The sequence below is a fragment of the Haladaptatus sp. QDMS2 genome, from assembly GCF_029338295.1.
Lineage (GTDB): Archaea > Halobacteriota > Halobacteria > Halobacteriales > Halococcaceae > QDMS2.
The window spans coordinates 2,140,269-2,159,052 of the sequence record NZ_CP119791.1; the positions used below are offsets into that span (position 1 = coordinate 2,140,269).

An 18,784-nucleotide genomic window follows, 5' to 3' on the forward strand; every position below is an offset into this window, starting at 1 on the left:
GTTTGCACGGGAGAATGTTGTTACAAGCGGCGATAGATGACAAAATTCCACGAACGCTCTCGAGTCACAGGTCCCCTCCAGTGCGTTCACGATCTGCTACCGTACCCCTTCCCATAGCGTCCGCTCGTTGGACACGGGATCGTCGACGACCTCCGAGGTTGTATCGAAGTGCATGGTTGCCCTGCGACCGAAATTATACATTGGCCAGCCGCAATCTCCAGTAGTCGCAAAGCCGACCCACGCGGCGTGCATCGTGTCAGCGAGCGATTGCGGCGGGTTGGGTCCCCAAAGTGCCTCGGTCTCGTTTCCGAGCGTATCGAAGACAAAGGGAATCTCTAGGGCATGGCACGCGCCGATGCGGCCGTTGAACTGTGGGGAACGCCAGGCGAATTCGTACATGTAGGTTGCCTGTGCGTTCTTCGCATGAGCGTCAGCCAGGCGGATCGCAGGGATACGCCAGAACCAGTCGGTCTGAATGGCTGCGAGCAGGTCGCCAGCACCGGCGTCGGGATAGAGATTGCGATACGTGGATAACGCCTCTTCAACCGAAAGTCCGTATGCGGCGACAGCGCCGGACAGGGCCTCCTCAGTTATCTGGTCGATGATACCACTGGCCACCAAGAATAACCGATGCTCGTCGGTGTTCGTCCCCACCAGTAGGTCGATATCTGAACTGGCACCTGCCTCGATGCAATCGAGTGGGGCCGCAGGAAGGACGTCCCCGTCGACCACCGGCTGCCACGGCATGAAGGTAGCCACCACCTCACCACCCCAGCGCTCCGGGTCGGGAGTCGATTGCAGATCAACCCGTAGCTCTTCTTGCGCAGCCAGCACGCGATCGACGGGGACATCGGCGATTGCCTCTCGGGTAGCTTCCACACCAAGTTTCTCGGCGAGATGCTGGGCAATCTGCGTCCCCGTCTCAGGCGACAATACATGCTGGGCTCCTCCGCTCTGAGCGATGGCATGCTGGAACAACCCTTCGGCAGAGGGCATGGCGAGCAACGTCGCGACGCTCATCGCGCCAGCCGATTCGCCAAAGATGGTGACGTTCTTCGGGTCGCCACCGAAAGCCGCGATATTTTCCTGCACCCACTCGAGGGCGGCGACCTGGTCGAGCAAGCCCAGGTTTTCGATGCCGTCGTCAAAATAGAGGAATCCGTCAGCTCCAACCCGGTAACTGATGGTCACACAGACGACGCCGTCACGAGCGAACCGACTACCGTCGTACCAGGGCGAGGCGCTTGTCCCGTGATATTCGTACACCCCGCCGGGAATCCACACCATCACCGGCCGAGTGGCTGAGCCGGGATCTTGGGTCCAGATGTTGAGCGTGAGACAATCCTCACCAGAGTCGGTGAGCTCCGGGAGGATTAGCTTGACCTCCGGCGGGTACTCCGGTTGCGGTGACTTCGGGCCGTAGGTGAGCGCGTCCCGCACGCCACTCCAGGGCGCAGGTGGTTGCGGGGGCTGAAACCGATTCTCCTCGTACGGTGGGGCCGCGAAGGGAATTCCCTTAAACACGCATACGCCATTGACCTCACTACCACGGACCGTCCCGGACCTGGTACTGACAAGCGTATTCATTTCTAAGTCTCCCTGAAACCCCCTACACAGGGGCTGGCGTCTCGCTATCGGCCGGGACCGTCTCCTCCTCGGAGGGGAGTGCGATGAGCTGATTGAACGCCGCTGCGAGCGTCGCGAGCGTGAAGACCGTCGTCAGCGCACTGCCGACCTGGGTGATGACAACGCCGACGACGCCGCCGGCCACCCCGCCGATGCCGAAGACGGCGCTCACGACGAGCTCGATGAGGACGACTGCAACGCCAAGCAAGAAGAGTCGCAGGCGGTGCCCGCGGGTCAACGCCCAGCTCTCCTGCATACCCGCGATGAAGTTTCGGTCCTCGGTCGCGACGTAGACGGTCCAGAACGCCAGTGCGACGAGCAAGAAGATGCCGGGGATGACGAATAAGACGAAGCCAATCCCGACGATTATCGCGAAGACGATGACGCCGACGAAGAAGTTCACGCCCGGCCACACGATGTTCTGGGTGAAGTTCGCTCCCGGCAGGCGCTCGGTCTCGTCACTCACGAAGGTCCGGAGTGCACCGATGGTGAGAACGATCGTTGCCAAGCCCGCGAGGAGTGAGACGAGACCTCCCACGACCGGTGGGACAGCCAAGGGGGCAGCACCGATCTCTCCAGGGAACGGAAACTCCGGCGGGAGAACGCCGCGGTCTGCGACCCACCGCGTGACACCGAGCCCGACGATTGTGTTGACCGTCGAGACGACAAACAGGACACCCACGAGGAGCAGGCCGTTCCGGGCGACGGTCCGGTTGACGCCTCTCCGCAGGGCGGCTTCTATGTTTATCGGCATAGCGTGTATTCGTACGCTCTCGGCCGGCATATAGCGCTAGTCTGATTCCTGGCTACTGGGAATTGTCGAGTGTATCACGAACGTTCGACAGCCGATACCGAGCGTACTCCCAGTTCTTCGACTCGGCGCTACTTCGTCGTCACGTATGTCGGAGCGGGTACTCACCATCGTTGCAACTCCTGAGTCCACACACCGCTGGACGAGGTGTTTCGAGAACGTGTGGGACTGACTTCCTCCCACGACTGAAGTCGGGGCTTTCTCCTCGAACCACTGTAAGTGGATGCGGCGAGCCCCCCTCCGTCAGTGCGTGTCCAGCGGGCCGTCCGGGGGTGGGAGGCCTATATCACGTGCGGGCGTATCTTCCACCTTAGGTGGCACCATGAAGACGCAGTACTACACCGCGACGAGCATCGACGGGTATCTCGCTGACGAGGACAACTCGCTCGACTGGCTCTTCCAGTTCAGCGAACTCGACGGCATGGACGACGAGTACGCACAGTTCATCGAACAGATTGGCGCGGCGGCCATGGGGTCTACTACCTACGAATGGATTATCGAACACGAGAATCTCCTGGAGAACCCCGACCGATGGCCCTACGACATCCCGACGTGGGTGTTCAGCACCCGTGACTTGCCGGTGGTCGACGGCGCGAACGTTCACTTCGTAGAGGGGGACGTTGCATCCGTCCACGCAGAGATGGTGCAGGCCGCAGCCGGCAAGAACGTCTGGCTCGTCGGCGGTGGCGACCTCGTCGGACAGTTCCACGACCACAGCCTCCTCGACGAAATAATTCTCAGCGTCGCGCCCATCACGCTCGCGTCGGGTGCGCCACTCTTACCGCGCACAATCATCGACCCGCCGCTACGTCTGACCAGCGTGGAAAAATTCGACGACGTGTTCGCGGTTCTCACCTACGAAGTCCAACACGCAAGCGAAGAGTAGTCGGCGGAACTCCGAGATTCTCCCTACGCGTCTTTCTGGGACATCGCTGCGCCCGTGACATCCTCCCCGTCGTAAACGACGGGGCTTCCCCGACACGGGGACTCAGGCCGAGTGCCTGAAGGTTTCAGTCCTGATGCGTCGTGAGGGTCATTTGCGCTGGTGCGCTCGTCTCACGGTGGACTGTGGCGGTGTCACAACCGCTCCCGTCCTGTGGCGAGTCATCGCCTGCCTGTTTCACTGGCAGGCTCTCTCCCCACGGGTCTACGCGACGTGCGATGTTCGCACTCGCGTTAATATCCGCTTGAAACGTCGAAACGTGGCACACCGGGTTCTTGCACTTGAACTCAGCCTGTCGGGGCCGATACCCGATGTGCTTGCACGAGTGGCACGTCTTCGACGTGTACTGTGGGTGGACGTACCGAACCGGAATACCCGCGTCTCGTGCTTTGTCCTCAATACGCCCCTGCAAACGGGCGAACGCCCACGAGTGCAGACGTCGATTCATGTACTTCCCGTAGTCCAGCGACTCACGGATGTACGCCAAGTCCTCCATCACGATAACAGGGTTATCGAACTGTTGAGCGTACTCCACGGACTCACGAGACGCCTTCTCGATGATGTCCGTGAGTCGATTCTGGTAGTACGAAAAGCGTTCTTCGACGCGCCACTCGGATGCGTCTCGCTCTTGGAGGCGTTTCAGGGTGGTGAACATCTCCTTGCGGAGTCGCTTGGCTTCCTTCCCGTTGATGAGAAGTGGTTTGGTGGGGGTGTCGTGTTGGAGGGCACAGCCCGTAACCAACATCGACTCGCCAATATCGAATCCAACCCGAGTCGGATTCTCAGGGATTTCGGAGGTGTCCGTGATTTCGTATTCGACGGTAACGTGGAGTGTCCACGTCTTCCGGTGTTTCTGCAAGCGAAGTTCGCCCACTTTGGTACCCGACTCGTCATCGAGCATGTCGTCCCACAATTCTTGCTGGTCTGGGTTCAGTCGGAGTGGTATCCAGAAGTTGGTTCCGCGACCGGGTTGCGGAACGTTCCAGCAGAGTTCGTACTCACGCGAGGAGTCGCGGTCGAACTTTCCAGCCCGATTCACGAATCGGAGCGGGTGGTCTTCTTTGAGTTCCTTCGCACGGTACGTGCGTCGGAGTTTTGGGACGTAGGATTTGAGAGCGTCTTTCGCTTGGTACGGCAAATTGTACGGAGTTACCACGTCGTTCGTGGCGCTCATCGTCGTGCAACCGTTGTCGAACGCCTCGTAGAGTGCCTCTCGGTACTCGGTGAGGGTTTGCTGGAGGCGTTGCTCTTTGCACCGCGTGGGCGGTGCGAGCGTGGCTTCCAGCGTCTTGTTCGCGGTTGCAGACACAGTAACCTGTACGAATTAGACACACTTAAACGTAACTAATACGTAACACAGGACATGACGAAGTACGTAAAAATCGAGTTCGATAACGAGGAGCAGTACGAATCGTTGAAAGAGACGAAAGACCACTACGGGTTTACGTGGAAAGGGATGTTACTGAAGGCGCAACGCACGTTGGAGTCCCAACCGAGCGACGAAGAGCAGTAGTTCAGCAGGTGTCGGATTCCCTCCCGGCCTGAAGGCCGGGATTCCCTCCTTGTAGGAAGATGGCTACTACATCACGTCGACCGCGTCCGATTCGGCGAGCGCCGCCCTGAGTTCGCCGCGAGCAATCTTCGCGACGCCCTCGATTGGCTGAAGCGTGCCCCACTCGGGAACTGCCTCGCCGCAGTCCGGGCACCGCCGCACGACGCGGTCGCGCGCTGGTTCGATATTCCAATCCACGATAGCGTCGTCGTGGCCCGTCCAGCCACAGCGACAGTCGAGTTTCGCGTGCGGTTCGCTGAAGCTTCGCTCCCAGCGCGGTTCGGTCATTGGACTAGCAACCCGAGAGAGTATGTTAAGTGTTGTCTTTGGCCATAGTAGGGTGAGTCAAGTCAACTACCCCGCCCTACTTGCGCTGACGCGCTCGTTGAGGACGGGGCTTGCGTGGCTTTCAGCGGGGGTGGGTTGCACGCCCGTCTGAACTTGTTTGCTGGCAGGTCGGACCAGCAGCGGCAATTTAATTGTCGGTGTTCTCACGCTCTGACCCGTGTGGGTACGGAGAGGCGCGTAGCGTCACGTTCGCGGTCGTCGTTCCCGACGTTAGGGCCAGTTGACTGTGGCCCGTTCCACCCGAGAAACCACCGTGCTTGGACCCTCGCAAGATTGCTGTGGCCCCCTTCGCAGGGGTGCTTCTGCCCGTGTGGAACTATGCCACGATTGGTAATTCGTCGCTATAAGTGTTTACGCTCGAAACGAACGCGCTTCCTCCCCTCCCTACTCACTCGTGGTTCGAGACGCCTTCGGCGTCTCGTCATCACGAAAGACCGGAGGTCTTTCGAACGACTTCGCTCGTTCGTTGAGGAAGGGGCCTCCGCGCTACCGCCTAGGTGATGCAGCCTGAGTCTTAAATACGAATTCGCGGCCAGAGGGGCCATGGGAAGAAATCAGATGGCGACGTGTACGAGACTGGCCGTTCTCAGACGTGAGGCCGACGTCACACTCGACTACGACTGCTGTGGGAGGGCGTCCACCGATCCAGTATAGCTCGGCCGAGGCTGCTGCTGGCGCGCCGTCGACGTCAGGTGGTCGACGACGTACTCCGCATCCCTGCCGACGCCGGTAAACAATCCCGATGTCATCGCATACAGGAAGAACAGGCCAACGAAGTACAGGCCCGGCTCATCCGGGACGACACCGCGCACGTGAACGGGCTCCTTGGGCTGTTCCTTCCCGTCGAAGATTGGAAGGTCGATCCACGAAAAGTCAGGACGGAAGCCAGTGCACCAGATGACGTTCTTGACGTCAAGGACCCGGTCGTCCCCGACGACGGGGCGGCCGTCGCGGACGCCAGTCGTGCGAGGCACTCGCTCGATGCCAGCCGCGGCCAGATCACTCGGCTTCGTGCGCACCAGCTGGATGCCCTGGGACAGCATCTTCGGACGCTTCCGGCGCCCAATCGGCGTCTCCGTCGTGAGAATTCTGTGAAAGAGCACGCCCATCACGAACGGGCCCCCCAGGTGACGGCCGAACCAGGAGTCGATGTGGAATGGCACGTGACCGACGTCCCGGCCAGACAGCCACGTCTCGTGCTCGTCGACGACATCAAGGGCGATCTCTGCTCCCGAGTTACCCGCACCGACGACGAGCACGCCCCCGTCCTGCAGCTGTTCGGGGTTGCGGTAGTCGCTCGTGTGCAGCTGGACGACGTCGTCGGAGAGCTTCGACGCGAACGCCGGGACCTTCGGGGCCTGGTAGCTCGCCATCGCCACCACGACGTTGGTCGCCTCGATCCGCCGGTCGCCCGCGGTGATGAGGAAGCGATCGCCGCTCCGTTCCAGCCCATCCACGCGGACGCCGAGTTCGACGGGCAGGTCGAACCGTTGGGCATAGGTCTCCAAGTAGTCGGCGACCTCATCCTTCGTGGGGAAGGCGTGTGGTGAGCCCGGGAAGTCCATCCCTGGCAGGCTCGAGTAGCGGGCGGGCGTGAACACCCGGAGAGAGTCCCAGCGGGCCCGCCATGCGTCGCCAACGCGGTCGCTCGCGTCGAGAATGACGAAGTCCTGGTCGTGCTGGTGCAGGTAGTACCCGGTCGCCAGTCCGGCCTGGCCGCCGCCGATAACGACGGTCTCGTATCGTTCGATCATGTGTTTGGTCCTCGGTAAACGTACGCGACGGAGGGACGTGATGGTGCCGCGTGCAAGATTTCACGCCCTGAAATCTCGGGGAGGCCGGATCCCTGCTCCGTCAGAGGCTCTCGGCTGGCCGGGTTGCAAGTCCGATGACGGTGGCCGTCGCCCGTGGCGTTACGACGGCACCCGTGATTCGAAGGCGGTAGGATCTACCGGGGTCGCCTCTGCACGAACTTGCTCGAAGATCGAGATGGCCCAGTCACGCGCCTCTGGGGCATCGGTGTCGATGACCGCCACGAGTGCCCCAGTCTTGGCGTCATGACAGCAGATGCCGGCCCGGTCGTCCACGATGCCGAGACCGCAGCGATCACCGTCAGGAAGGTGGTCGTGGACGAGGACGGTCGCATTCTCGCAGGCGGCGACCTCCATGATCCGGGCAGGGTTCCAGGCAAACATCCCCTCCAGAGTCTCGGGCGTGAACACGTACTCGAAGGTCATCCCGTCGAGGACTGCGCCGCAGGCCGTCTCGAGGTTGCTCGACTTGTAGACGATGTTGTCGAACCCGCGCAACGACGAGGTCGACGCGATGAGCTGACCGAGGCGCTCGACGGGCTCGTAGGGGTACCCTGGCCCGGGGTAGGAGACGACCGCGTCGGCGAACAGGTCGACGGAAAAGCCCGGCATCTCGACCGGCAGCCACTGCCAGACGTCGCGGAGTTTCTCCTCGACCTCCATCGCGTCCCGGAGAGTCAAGAACTGGTCGGCCACGTACTCGCCGAGGGGGGTCAGCCCGTACGTGGGGCCGTCCCTGCCGAGCCACTTCCGCTCTTCGAAGTCGGCGAGCACCCGTCCGACGGTTGGCGAGGAGGCGCCGGTGGCCTCACACAGCTCTCGACGGTCAGTCGGCCCGTCGCGCAACGTTTCGAGGACGCCGACGCGGTGGGCCGACGTGGCCAGGAACTGGATGTTGTCGATTCCCGCAGTCATAGGTACTGTAGTAGGGCGAGGAGCTTAGCGTTTCTACCGTGGGGAGGGACAGGCGACTCTCTGTTCGAGGGACTCGGGAAGATCACGTGTTGCTGCGGCAAACACCAAGTCAACTGCCAATTTTCGGACAGTCAATCACGACGGGAAGCCGTCGCAACGACAACCACGGATACGCAGTGTGGGCATTCATACGTTGCGGGTTCAGTGGTTGCGAACCGTGCGGCGTGGACAAGACGCTTCGCGTCTTGTTCGCATCTCGCAGGACCACAGGTCCTGCGGACTCGTCGGAATCCAGCGGATACCGAGACACCAGAACGCATCGCGTTCTGGGGACGATTCATCCCACGACTGAAGTCGTTGGGTTTCTCGCCTAATCTCTATAAAGATTCAAGAAGAATACTGGTGGCTTTAGCTGAATTGCAGGCGGGTACGCCCCCTTCCTCAACGAACGACCGAAGGGAGTGAGTAGGGAGGGGATACACCGCCGTCTTCGTCTACGTTCACTGTGCGGTATACCTTTACTACCACGGCATTCAAACGGTGTCGTAAGGCACTCACTCTAATGCGTCCGGTGTTCAAACGTGGTTCGCGAAACGGCGAAGCCGTTTCGTCATCACGAAAGGCGCGACGCGCCTTTCGAACGACGACAAAAAGCGTGCACCGGTCGTGGCTGTTGAGTGTCCATCCGGTAGGAGTGGGACACTCCGAACCGCCTGTAAAGGGAAATCGCCTGCGGAGTCTGGAACCGCTGTGGAAACGGTTTCTGCAAGTTCCGACACAGAAACAGGAAGCTCCCACCTCAACAAGTGAGGGCCGGGTAAGCCCGAACGCGGTAGGTGGGAGTAGTTCACCCACCAGATGAATCCGACTATTTAACTCACAATCCACCGTATTACGCACTGTGCGTGGAGAGCTGGCAGTTGACCCAGAGTTTGCCACGGTTCATAGCCGAAACCAAAACGTAAGCCGACCACGTCCCCAGAAATCACAGATTTCTGGTGTGCGAACGAGACGCGTCTCGTCAACGCCGACCGTCGTTAAACAATCAGGTAACTCGAAGCCCCATGCGGGTACGAGTAACGGCTTCGTGGCAGCGCCACTGGCTGACTGTCCAGCAAACCTTAGACTCCCAACCTTCAGGATTGACCTGCCCGGCCAACACCGGGTGGGAGACCCGCGTCGTTAGACGCGGGAGGATGTCACCCTGTCTGATGACCTCAACTACACTCGCTAATCGCCCGAAATGAGCCCTCAGATGCCTCCAAACGAGACGAGAGGCAATCAGCGCGCCGAATCAACGACGATGGGGCAGACAGCTCGCCAGTTCGGGACGTCTGCCGTCCGACTGTGGCGAACAATCAGCGTGCCTCCACGAGTGTACACCACCGATAAGCCCCGACACGCGACATGGCTCGAACTCTTTTTCGATCTCGTCTACGTTGCAGCCATTGCCGAACTTGGTGGGCTACTGCATGATGACCCGAGCGTCAGTGGGTTCCTCGGGTTTGCCGGCTTGTTCTTCATCGTCCTCTACACCTGGTTGGGCTTCACGCTCTACGCTGATCAATTCGATACCGACGATTTGTTCCACCGGCTCGGGATGGCGGCGACCATGTTAGGCGTCATCATCCTCACGGCGACCATTCACGACGCCCTCCGCGGTGGCTCGGTTGCCTTTACGCTGGCGTACCTCCTGCTTAGAGTCCTCATGATCGGCATGTACCTCAGGGCTTGGTTTAGCATCCCAGATATGCGGCTGTTCACAGAAGCGGTCATACTCTCGACAGCGGCGAGTGCCGTAGTCTGGGCGTCATCGCTGCTCGTTTCCGAGCCCTGGCGGTTCGTCATCTGGGGGCTATCCTACGTGGTCGGTCTGGCGACGACCACCGTCGTCTACCTCGGGAGTGATACCATACCGAAACCTACCTCCCACTACTCCGAGCGGCTCGGCCTATTCACCATCCTTGTCCTCGGAGAAACCGTTATCGCGATAGCCGTGGAGACGTCGGGTACTGACTGGGGATTCAACTCCGGACTCGTCGCTGGAGCCGGGTTTATCGTGGTGCTGGCCTTGTGGTGGACCTACTTTCGCCACGTCGATGAGTGGTTCCTCCACCGCGCGTTCAACGAGGATAAAGGGGCGTGGTCACGTGTCCGTGAATACTCGCTAGTACACGTTCTGAGCCATTACTTGGTCTACGTCGGGATCGTCGCTGCCGGTGTCGGCATCGCATTTACCGTCGAGGCCGCAGCAGCTGGACAACCGATTGAGTGGAACCGCGCGGCGGTACTTGTGGCCGGCGTCGCCACCTACCTCCTCGGGACCATCGTCGTCCATCGAACAACGTTCGACCCAGTGAGGGATAGATCGGTGGTTCTTCGGCTGGGGGTCGTTGCGCTCGTCACCCTGTCTATTGTGCACCCCCCTATCGAGCCTATCGCGTTCCTCGGGTTCGTGGCTAGCTTGCTGGTGACGTTCAACATCGTGGAAGGTGGATGGGCGGTAGTCGCCGGCCCAACGAGAGAGAGGTGACCAGCCCTCAGGGGAGCGGCGCTTTCGTTCGACGGTGGTCAGTTTGCCCAGCCTCAAATTATTACCGACTGGTCGCGTTGAAAAACGAGTGGGATCCGGATAATCGTTTCCGGATGAATCACAACATCTCGCCAACGGTCTGAGTGACGTCCCTCGTTCGTGCACAGATAGAGGGATACTCAGTTGACCGCGCCCACTGAAGTGAATGCACATGAACAATGTTGGATGATAGTCAAGTACACGCATTCCCAGAATGCTCCAGTGGCCGCCATCCGTCGAGAGGAGCCGCGAGGACTGAATTCTAGGTACGAGCGGTGTGAGAAATCTATACGAGATTTTTACATTAGTTAAGGAACATGTTTATTATCGTTCCTTGTGTCGTGGCCGTATGGAAACTCCTGAGAAAAGACCACCCACCACCCTAAGGGATACCCTGCGGGTGTTCGAGAAGGTGGACACCAAATACGCGCCGCTCACAGCTCAGGAGGTCGCAGACGGACTGGGAACGACCCACAAAATCGCACGGGAACACCTCGCCCGACTCACAGAGCAAGGCACACTTGGCTCGAAACGCGTGGGTGACACCCGCGTCTGGTGGCTCCTCGCCGACCGGACACACCGAGAAGCAGACCTCCGGCGCGAGCGCGAACTGACCGACCAACTCCTGAAGACAGCTCCGGTCGCCATTTCGGTCAAGAATGCAGCTGGCGAGACGATAGTAGCGAACCGACGCGCCCAAGATCTCCTTGGGTTGTCAGAACGAGAAATCCTGGATAAACCCGAAGACGTAGACGAGTGGGACATTTTCGACGCCACTGGCGAACCCCTGGACCCCGAGGACACGCCAGCGGCACGCGTCTATCAAACTGGTAACCCGGTGTTTAACGAAGAAGTTGCCATCAGGCGCCCATCTGGAGAGCAAATGTGGTTCTCGGTGAATGCCGCTCCGATCTTCGACGACGACGGAACCCTCGATCGAGTCGTCTCCGCTGGTGAGGACATTACCGAACTCAAGAAACGAGAGCGACAACTCGAACAACGAAAGAGCGACCTCGAGACGGAGTTGAGCGAAATTCTCGGGCGAATTTCAGACGGCTTCTACGCACTCGACAACCAGTGGTGCTTTATCCACGTAAACAGCCGCGCAGAAGAAATCCTCCAGCACACAGCAACAGACCTCCTCGGAACGCAAATCTGGACGGCGTTTCCGGATGCAGAAGACAGTCTTTTTTGGGAGCAAGTTCACGAAGCGATGGACTCCCAAGAGCCCGTCTCGTTCGAGGTGCACGAAGCGCACGAAGACCGCTGGCTCGAAGTGAACGCCTATCCATCGAAGACCGGGCTTTCGGTGTACCTCAAAGACATCAGTCAGCGTGTACACCGCGAACACCAACTCGAGCGTTACGAGAAGATTTTTGAGACCATTCAGGATGGCGTGTATTCCGTCGATAACGACAACCGATTTACGATGGTTAACGACGCCTACCTCGAGATGGTTGAATATCCGCGAGAGGAACTCATTGGAGCGCATTCCTCGACGGTCGTCGAAACAGAAACGACCGAAACAGCCCAAGAAATCCAACAGAGCCTCGAAAGCGACGAGGTTGAATCGTCAAAGCTCGAAGCAGACCTGTATACTTCCTCCGGCAGAACGATTCGCGCAGAAGCCACGTTTGCTCTCCTTCCAGGGGACGGTGACGGCTACGAGCGAGTTGGTGTTGTTCGCGACGTCAGCGACCGCGTTGCGCGCGAACGGGCTCTCACCGCCCGTGCTCGCCAGCAGAAAGCTGTCTCAGAACTTGGGCAGCTAGCGCTTGAAAACTCCGACCTCGACGACTTGTTCAAGCAAGCGTCACAACGCGTCGCAGCAGTACTCGAAAACGACTACTGCAAAGTACTCGAGCTTGACGCCACCGCAGAGCACTTACTGTTACGCCAGGGCGTCGGCTGGCGCGACGGAATCGTCGGCACAGCAACGGTTTCGAGCGTTGAGGCAGAGTCACAAGCCTCGTACACGCTCCTCTCTGAAGGACCCGTTATCGTTACCGACCTTGAAAACGACACACGGCTCTCTGGACCAGAGCTGCTCACTTCACACGGCATTACCAGCGGTATCAGCACGATTATCGGGTCACTCGAGGCGCCGTGGGGAATCCTCGGAACGCATGCCACAGAGAAGAAGTCGTTCACTGACGAGGACATCTCATTCATCCAGAGCGTTGCCAACATCCTCGCAGAGGCCATCGAGCGCCAGCGATATGAAGACGAACTGGAGGCCCTGGTCGAGGCGCTCGGAGAGTCAAACGAGCGCCTCGAACAGTTCGCCTACATCGCCTCCCACGACTTACAAGAACCCCTCCGCATGATCTCTAATTATCTCCAGCTCATCGAAAGTCGATACAGGGATGAACTCGATGATGACGCTCGCGACTTCATCGATTTCGCGGTAGATGGGGCCGAGCGAATGCGAGAGATGGTCAACGGCCTGCTCAAATATTCGCGCGTCGATACGGAAACCGAGCCGTTCGAGCCGACAGATATCGAGGCTGTCGTAGAGCGAGTGCTCGCGAACCTGCAGTTACCGATAGAACAACACGCAATTGAGGTGGCTGTCGAGCCGCTTCCAACGGTCAGTGCAGACCGCAAGCAATTCGAGCAGTTGTTCCAGAACCTCGTCTCGAATGCCATCAAATATCGGAGCGATACGTCTCCGCAAATTGAAATCGGCGTCACAGAACGCGAGACCGACTGGCTGTTTGCCATCTCGGACAACGGGATTGGAATCGATACCGACCACCACGAACGCATCTTCGAGGTGTTCAGGCGACTCCATTCTCACGAAGAGTACGCAGGGACCGGCATTGGCCTCGCCCTGTGTCGGAAAATTGTCGAACGACACAGTGGTCGCATCTGGGTGGAGTCTGCACCCAACGAAGGCTCGACGTTCTACGTTACGATTCCACGGACAGAGGTTTCCAATGAGTAACACTCGCAACGCAACACCAATCGACATTCTGTTAGTCGAGGACAATCCAGGCGACGTACGACTCACCAAAGAGGCATTCAACGAGGGGCAGATTAACAATAAATTACACGTCGTCACCGATGGTGAAGAGGCACTCGACTTCCTGTATCGTCGTGGTGAGTACGAATCGACGATTCAACCGCAACTTATCCTCCTTGACCTGAACCTGCCAAAAGTCGACGGCCTTGAGGTCTTAGAGCAACTCAAATCGGATCCAACCCTCCGACACATTCCAGTCGTCATTCTGACGAGCTCTGCAGCAGAAGAAGATATCATCAAAAGCTACGAGTTACACACGAATGCCTATTTGACCAAGCCAATCAATCCAGCCGAATTCATCAGCCTCGTCCGGACGTTCGAGCTATTCTGGTTTGAGTTCGTACAGCTACCCCCACGGGAGCGCTGAAAATCCATGCACGGACAGAAATCCGCTCACGACGAAGCAATCTCGATACTCCTTGTCGAGGACAATCCCGGTGATGCCCGTTTTATCAGAGAGTTATTCCGCGGTGTTGAAGAACTCTCTGAGCGCGCGCCGACTCCGGATCGAAACCGACTGACAGAGCAGGCGGTCAGTGTGCCCCCCACCGAGCCGACAATCGTTCACGAGACACGACTCACAGCCGGCCTCGAACGTCTCACAGACAGCCACATTGATGTCATTCTGTTGGACCTGAATCTGCCAGATAGCGGTGGGTTAGAGACGGTCGAAACGGTTCGAACGCATGTACAATCAATCCCAATTGTCGTGCTCACTGGCCTTCGTGACCGGAACCTTGGGGTAGCGGCACTCCGCAAAGGGGCCGAAGAATATCTCGTCAAAGATGAAATCAACGCGGATATGTTGATTCGATCGGTACACCACGCGATCGAGCGGAAAGCCCACGAACGAGAGCTCGTACAGTACCAAACACTCATCGAGACCGTGAGTGATGGCGTGTACGTCGTTGATGAGGAGTCGCGGTTCGTTCTCGTGAACGAGGCACTCGAATCGATAACCGGATATTCACGTGACACACTGCTCGGCGCTTCAGCTACGCGCCTGCTGACCCAGCCTAACAACGAGACGGGCGACGAAGCCAGCAAGTCGAAACTGGCAGCCGAAAACCAGCCAGGAAAGATTGAAACAGAGCTACGAACCGCAGACGGCAGTTCGATTCCAGTCGAAACGAACGTCACGCCGCTTCCACTCGGTGACGATCGATATGGGCAGGTGGGGGTCATCCGCAACATCACCGAACGAAAGGAGCGAGAGCACAAACTTGAGCGCCAGCGAAATCAACTTGCGATGCTCAACTCGTTAAACGAGCTCGTCCACGAAATTTCACACCTCATACTCGAATCGACCACCCGCAAAGAGATCGAGCAACTGGTCTGTGAGCACCTTGCAAATTCAGATGCCTACGAGTTCGCCTGGATTGGTGATGTGACCTCCGACAACGAAACAGTCACCATGCGGGCCGAAGCCGGCGTCAATGGCTATCTCGATGCAACGACAGTTCGGGTCGGCGACGATGTTGAAGGACACGGCCCAACCGGGAAGGCAATTCGGACCGGCGAGGTTCAGGTTTCCCAGAACATCCACCGAAACCCGACCGATGAACCGTGGGCCGAACGGGCCTGCGAACACGGAATCGGTGCGTTTGCGGCCATTCCAATCGAGTACGAAAATACCCTCTATGGCGTGTTGAACATCTCTGCTGCGAAGCCAAATACGTTCAACCAGAACGAACGCACGGTCATCGCTCGACTCGGAGAGGTAATCGGCCACGCAATCAATGCCATCGAGCGAAAGCAAGCGTTGATTAGCGAAGAGGTGGTCGAACTCAGATTCCAGGTCCGAAACGTGCTCGGCGCAGAGACGCCCCACGCAGGGACAATCACGTTCGACCGGACGATTCCACTTGGCGAGAACAAGTTTCTCCAGTACGGGACGGTGACCCACGAGGCAATGGAGACACTCGCCGCCTTTGTCTCCGAATTTCCGCATTATCGAGACGTGACACTTGACGACCCGGAAGCAGACGTATCTCGATTCGAAGTGCAGCTTTCAGGGCCGCCTGCCATCTCATCGGTTGCAGCCATCGGTGGGCGTATCGAATCTGTCGCGATCGAAAAGGGAGATATCAACATTGTGGCCCAGATTCCACCGGGTGCAAACGTTCGCCGAGTCGTCGACGCCGTCAAAGCGGAATATCCCCGTGCGGAGATACTAGCTAATCGTCGGACGACTCGTACCACCGAGCGAGCACAACGACTCGACCAGATTATTCACGAGCGGCTTACCGATAAACAACGAGCTGCGCTCGAAACGGCCTATTTCGCTGGGTTCTTCGAATGGCCACGCAATAAATCAGGCGAAGATGTCGCCACGTCGATGGGGGTTGCCGCCTCAACGTTTCACGAACACATCCGCACAAGTCAGCGAAAACTCTTACGTGCGGTTTTCGATACTGACCACTCCCACGACTGACGTCGTGGGCGTTCTCCTCACGTCTTTGAGAATCGAACAGATAAGAGGCAACTAGTCGACACTGCAGGCAAGTGCCCCCACAAACGACACATTTCTAGAGTGCTAAAAATCAACATAGGCCACGGTAGATACCTCCAACAAGTTGTTTGTATGGTGTTGGATATTGAAAATAACAAACGCCGAAAATTTTGGGTGGTAGGATATTGATACTCGCGGAGAATTGAAGATGTAATGATACCCACCCTCTCGGTAGTCACTGACCGGTTGCAGCACGTCATGTCCTTGTTGGCTCAGGGCCAGCCCACTCTCACTGACGCGAACGATTTCGACTTGAAAGACGCATCTGCAGAGGGTGAGAAGACTGTTGCACGAAACAGAACGGTTGGAGAAGAAAACAAGATAGCGGTTGACCCTGCTGAGTTGCAGACACCCAGTGACGTTTTGGCTAAACTGGGACAGCTGCCAGAGGAGTTCGTCATCCACCTGCTCGAATCGAACGACGGACGACTGAAACAACAAGCGTTCACCGAGCTTACCGCGTGGTCACCCTCAACGACAAGTCGCCTCCTCCAAGAACTAGAAGAAGACGGACACATCGTCCGTGTGCAGATCGGTATCGAGAAAATCGTCTACCTCCCTGAAGAGGCACCGACGAGTACGATCGAACCTCCACGTACGACATCCACCGAATTATCAGTCACCCACAACTGAGGTCGTACGGGTGCATTCAGTGGGGCAAACCGGAAAGAGAGTTTTATAAACGGGTGAACGAATCTGACTTCGTTTTTCTACGGGCTTAGCAAGTCAGCAAGTCGATTACAATCGAACAGTTCCCACTGATCATCGAGCGATTCTCGAAGTCCCGGTGTGAATCCTGCCTTAGAGAACAGCGCGTACGTCTCCGTCCGTCCGCCCGTGTGCCAGCGAACCGATTCCGCTTTCGTCCGAAGTTCATCGGCGAGCGTCTCGCCCACAGGACTGTTCGTCCACTTGCATTCTCCGAGAAGAATTTGGTCGCTTCCCGGTGCGAGCGCGACAATGTCGATTTCGTCTTCTCCGTACCACCACGAACCAACCTGGGAATACGGTTCAAGTTCTCCGCGCCGCACTGTCTCCCAGACTGCCTCTCGACAGATGCGTTCGAACGTCACACTCACGTGCCGTGGGAGGTCTGGTTGGATCGTTTTTTCGTATACCACCTGTGGCACTTCCTCGATACCAGAGCGGTTCGGTTCGATATACCGGAACCAGAAGCGGAGAAATTCATCGTCGATTTCGTATATCGAGCGCTTGGATTTCTTCGCTGACTCCGTCACTGGAATGCGCCGTTTGATGAATCGCAGTCGACGGAGTGTCTGGAGGTACCGCGACAGTGGCCCGACGTCGATACCCGTTGCCCCAGCGATTTCGTTCGGAGTCGAGTGACCGGTTGCAATTGCTTCGAGAATACTCATATACCGTCCTGGATTTCGAACTTCAGACCGAAGCAAGAACTCAGGTTCGTTGTAGAGAATCGATCGCTGAGAGAGAACGTGATTGTAAACGTTCGATGAGAGGTCAGTTGTATAATCGAATAACGTCACATAGAGTGGGGTTCCACCGGTGATTGCGTAGGATCGAACTGCATCCTCGAACGAATACTCGATAACGTTGCGAGCCGCCCTAAACGAAAACGGATCAAGGTCGAGTTGTGAGGTTCGACGACCAAAAAGTGGACTCTCATGACTGAGTACCGCAGACTCCATCACGCTAATACTCGACCCACAGAGGATGAGTGTTGAATTCGTCTCAGAAAGTACCTCATCGACGAATCCCTGGACGTAGGACGGAAGCGAATCGTTCGAATCAACCAAATATGGAAACTCGTCGATGACGAGCGTCAAATCCTCCTGGGCAAGGTTTTCGCCCACATAGTCGAACGCGTCTGGCCAGTCTGTAATTTGAGGAAGACGATCATCGTACCGTGTTGCAACCTGCTCGACGAATTTCTCCAGTTGGCGAGATTCCGACTCTTGTGCTGCGAGATAGTAGACGTGTGGCCGGTCAGCGCAGAATTCTTTCAACAGTGCAGTCTTTCCAACCCGGCGACGACCGTACAGTACGATAAACGAGTGACCTGGAGAGTCGTGTTCCTCGACCAATGTCGCAAGCTCGGTTTTCCGGTCGTAGAAGGTCATTATCTAGATAATGATTATCGCGATAATGACTTAACGGTTTTTGTTGGACCACGAGACAGACGGGCGTGACAGCAGTCTTGCACAACACAGTAGTAGCTAGCAAGAAGTTGCGGTACCTCGGAAACGTGTCTGTCGAACCCGTCTTGCCACGTCCGGTAGCCAGTCACCTTCGTCGCGGTCGGCCACTGCTGTTTGATGAGCAGCGTGTTGTTCACTGAATACTCGTGGAACTTGCTCTGAATGGTGAGCCAGGCTTTGAACTCCGCGCTGGCTTGTGCTTCGTCAGTGAGGTCCTGGAGGGCAGCAAGCCACGATTCGATGGTGCGGTGCATCTCGTCTGTGCGGGTGTCGTGTTCGTCGAACGACACCGCTGTGTGCTCGGTTGCCATGCGTAGTTCGCGGGCACGCTCGTGCGTGGTCCCACGCCCCTCGGGGACCGATAAACTGGGTTGGAGGGGTCTACAGGAATCAAGGCAGAGTGCCTCGGGGTCTACGAGAGAACGTGCTCTCTCGTGATGACGAGAGGGCTTGCCGGCTCGAACCACTTGACCCTGAGGGTGAATGCCGACA

15 protein-coding genes and 1 pseudogene are annotated in these 18,784 nt (G+C 57.9%); 8 read left to right on the forward strand and 8 right to left on the reverse strand.

The window, feature by feature from the left end:
• Window positions 1-96: 96 nt before the first annotated feature.
• The gene (locus tag P1M51_RS11650) at window positions 97-1,587 is read right to left on the reverse strand and encodes a carboxylesterase/lipase family protein (protein ID WP_276274494.1); all 1,491 of its coding nucleotides are present in this window, start codon (window positions 1,585-1,587) and stop codon (window positions 97-99) included.
• A gap of 22 nt (window positions 1,588-1,609) precedes the next feature.
• Window positions 1,610-2,380, reverse strand: coding sequence for a hypothetical protein (locus P1M51_RS11655; RefSeq protein WP_276248380.1), 771 nt, complete (start codon window positions 2,378-2,380; stop codon window positions 1,610-1,612).
• A 379-nt stretch (window positions 2,381-2,759) separates the two neighbouring features.
• Here P1M51_RS11655 and P1M51_RS11660 point away from each other — a divergent pair, with 379 nt between their 5' ends.
• Complete coding sequence (locus P1M51_RS11660) at window positions 2,760-3,323, forward strand: dihydrofolate reductase family protein (RefSeq protein WP_276274495.1); 564 nt, start codon at window positions 2,760-2,762, stop codon at window positions 3,321-3,323.
• Window positions 3,324-3,447: 124 nt separating this feature from the next.
• Here the strand turns inward: P1M51_RS11660 and P1M51_RS11665 are convergent, their stop codons facing one another.
• Complete coding sequence (locus P1M51_RS11665) at window positions 3,448-4,689, reverse strand: transposase (protein WP_276274496.1); 1,242 nt, start codon at window positions 4,687-4,689, stop codon at window positions 3,448-3,450.
• A 54-nt stretch (window positions 4,690-4,743) separates the two neighbouring features.
• Between P1M51_RS11665 and P1M51_RS11670 the strand changes: the two genes are divergently transcribed.
• A complete protein-coding gene (locus P1M51_RS11670) occupies window positions 4,744-4,893 on the forward strand; it encodes a hypothetical protein (protein WP_276248383.1) in 150 nt (49 codons plus the stop codon).
• Between the two features lie 66 nt (window positions 4,894-4,959).
• On the opposite strand, the gene P1M51_RS11675 is transcribed toward P1M51_RS11670, so the two are convergent.
• The 3 genes from P1M51_RS11675 to P1M51_RS11685 all read right to left on the reverse strand — a co-directional run bounded on the left by P1M51_RS11675 (window position 4,960) and on the right by P1M51_RS11685 (window position 8,006).
• The gene (locus tag P1M51_RS11675; RefSeq protein ID WP_276248384.1) at window positions 4,960-5,220 is read right to left on the reverse strand and encodes a hypothetical protein; all 261 of its coding nucleotides are present in this window, start codon (window positions 5,218-5,220) and stop codon (window positions 4,960-4,962) included.
• A 674-nt stretch (window positions 5,221-5,894) separates the two neighbouring features.
• Window positions 5,895-7,034: an NAD(P)/FAD-dependent oxidoreductase gene (locus P1M51_RS11680; RefSeq protein WP_276274497.1), complete on the reverse strand. Its 1,140-nt coding sequence runs from the start codon at window positions 7,032-7,034 to the stop codon at window positions 5,895-5,897.
• A 159-nt stretch (window positions 7,035-7,193) separates the two neighbouring features.
• Window positions 7,194-8,006: a winged helix-turn-helix domain-containing protein gene (locus P1M51_RS11685; RefSeq protein ID WP_276248386.1), complete on the reverse strand. Its 813-nt coding sequence runs from the start codon at window positions 8,004-8,006 to the stop codon at window positions 7,194-7,196.
• A gap of 1,255 nt (window positions 8,007-9,261) precedes the next feature.
• Between P1M51_RS11685 and P1M51_RS11690 the strand changes: the two genes are divergently transcribed.
• The 6 genes from P1M51_RS11690 to P1M51_RS11710 all read left to right on the forward strand — a co-directional run bounded on the left by P1M51_RS11690 (window position 9,262) and on the right by P1M51_RS11710 (window position 16,748).
• The gene (locus tag P1M51_RS11690; RefSeq protein WP_276274498.1) at window positions 9,262-10,539 is read left to right on the forward strand and encodes a low temperature requirement protein A; all 1,278 of its coding nucleotides are present in this window, start codon (window positions 9,262-9,264) and stop codon (window positions 10,537-10,539) included.
• Window positions 10,503-10,682 (forward strand): BBE domain-containing protein, encoded by a 180-nt coding sequence (locus P1M51_RS20125; RefSeq protein ID WP_369685304.1) that lies wholly within the window; start codon window positions 10,503-10,505, stop codon window positions 10,680-10,682. Before P1M51_RS11690 ends, P1M51_RS20125 begins: the two co-directional genes overlap by 37 nt.
• 308 nt (window positions 10,683-10,990) lie before the next feature.
• A complete protein-coding gene (locus P1M51_RS11695; RefSeq protein ID WP_276274499.1) occupies window positions 10,991-13,525 on the forward strand; it encodes a PAS domain S-box protein in 2,535 nt (844 codons plus the stop codon).
• Window positions 13,518-13,970, forward strand: a complete 453-nt coding sequence (locus P1M51_RS11700) for a response regulator (RefSeq protein WP_276248389.1) — start codon at window positions 13,518-13,520, stop codon at window positions 13,968-13,970. Before P1M51_RS11695 ends, P1M51_RS11700 begins: the two co-directional genes overlap by 8 nt.
• A gap of 171 nt (window positions 13,971-14,141) precedes the next feature.
• The gene (locus tag P1M51_RS11705; protein WP_276274500.1) at window positions 14,142-16,037 is read left to right on the forward strand and encodes a bacterio-opsin activator domain-containing protein; all 1,896 of its coding nucleotides are present in this window, start codon (window positions 14,142-14,144) and stop codon (window positions 16,035-16,037) included.
• Between the two features lie 231 nt (window positions 16,038-16,268).
• Entirely contained in the window at window positions 16,269-16,748 is a 480-nt protein-coding gene (locus P1M51_RS11710; RefSeq protein WP_276274501.1) for a helix-turn-helix domain-containing protein, read from the forward strand.
• A gap of 77 nt (window positions 16,749-16,825) precedes the next feature.
• Here P1M51_RS11710 and P1M51_RS11715 read toward each other — a convergent pair whose 3' ends face one another.
• Together P1M51_RS11715 and P1M51_RS11720 are read right to left on the reverse strand one after the other, a co-directional pair.
• Window positions 16,826-18,214 (reverse strand): ATP-binding protein, encoded by a 1,389-nt coding sequence (locus P1M51_RS11715; RefSeq protein WP_276274502.1) that lies wholly within the window; start codon window positions 18,212-18,214, stop codon window positions 16,826-16,828.
• A gap of 116 nt (window positions 18,215-18,330) precedes the next feature.
• A pseudogene (locus P1M51_RS11720) lies at window positions 18,331-18,603 on the reverse strand (DUF955 domain-containing protein); the annotation flags it as partial.
• Window positions 18,604-18,784: the final 181 nt, after the last annotated feature.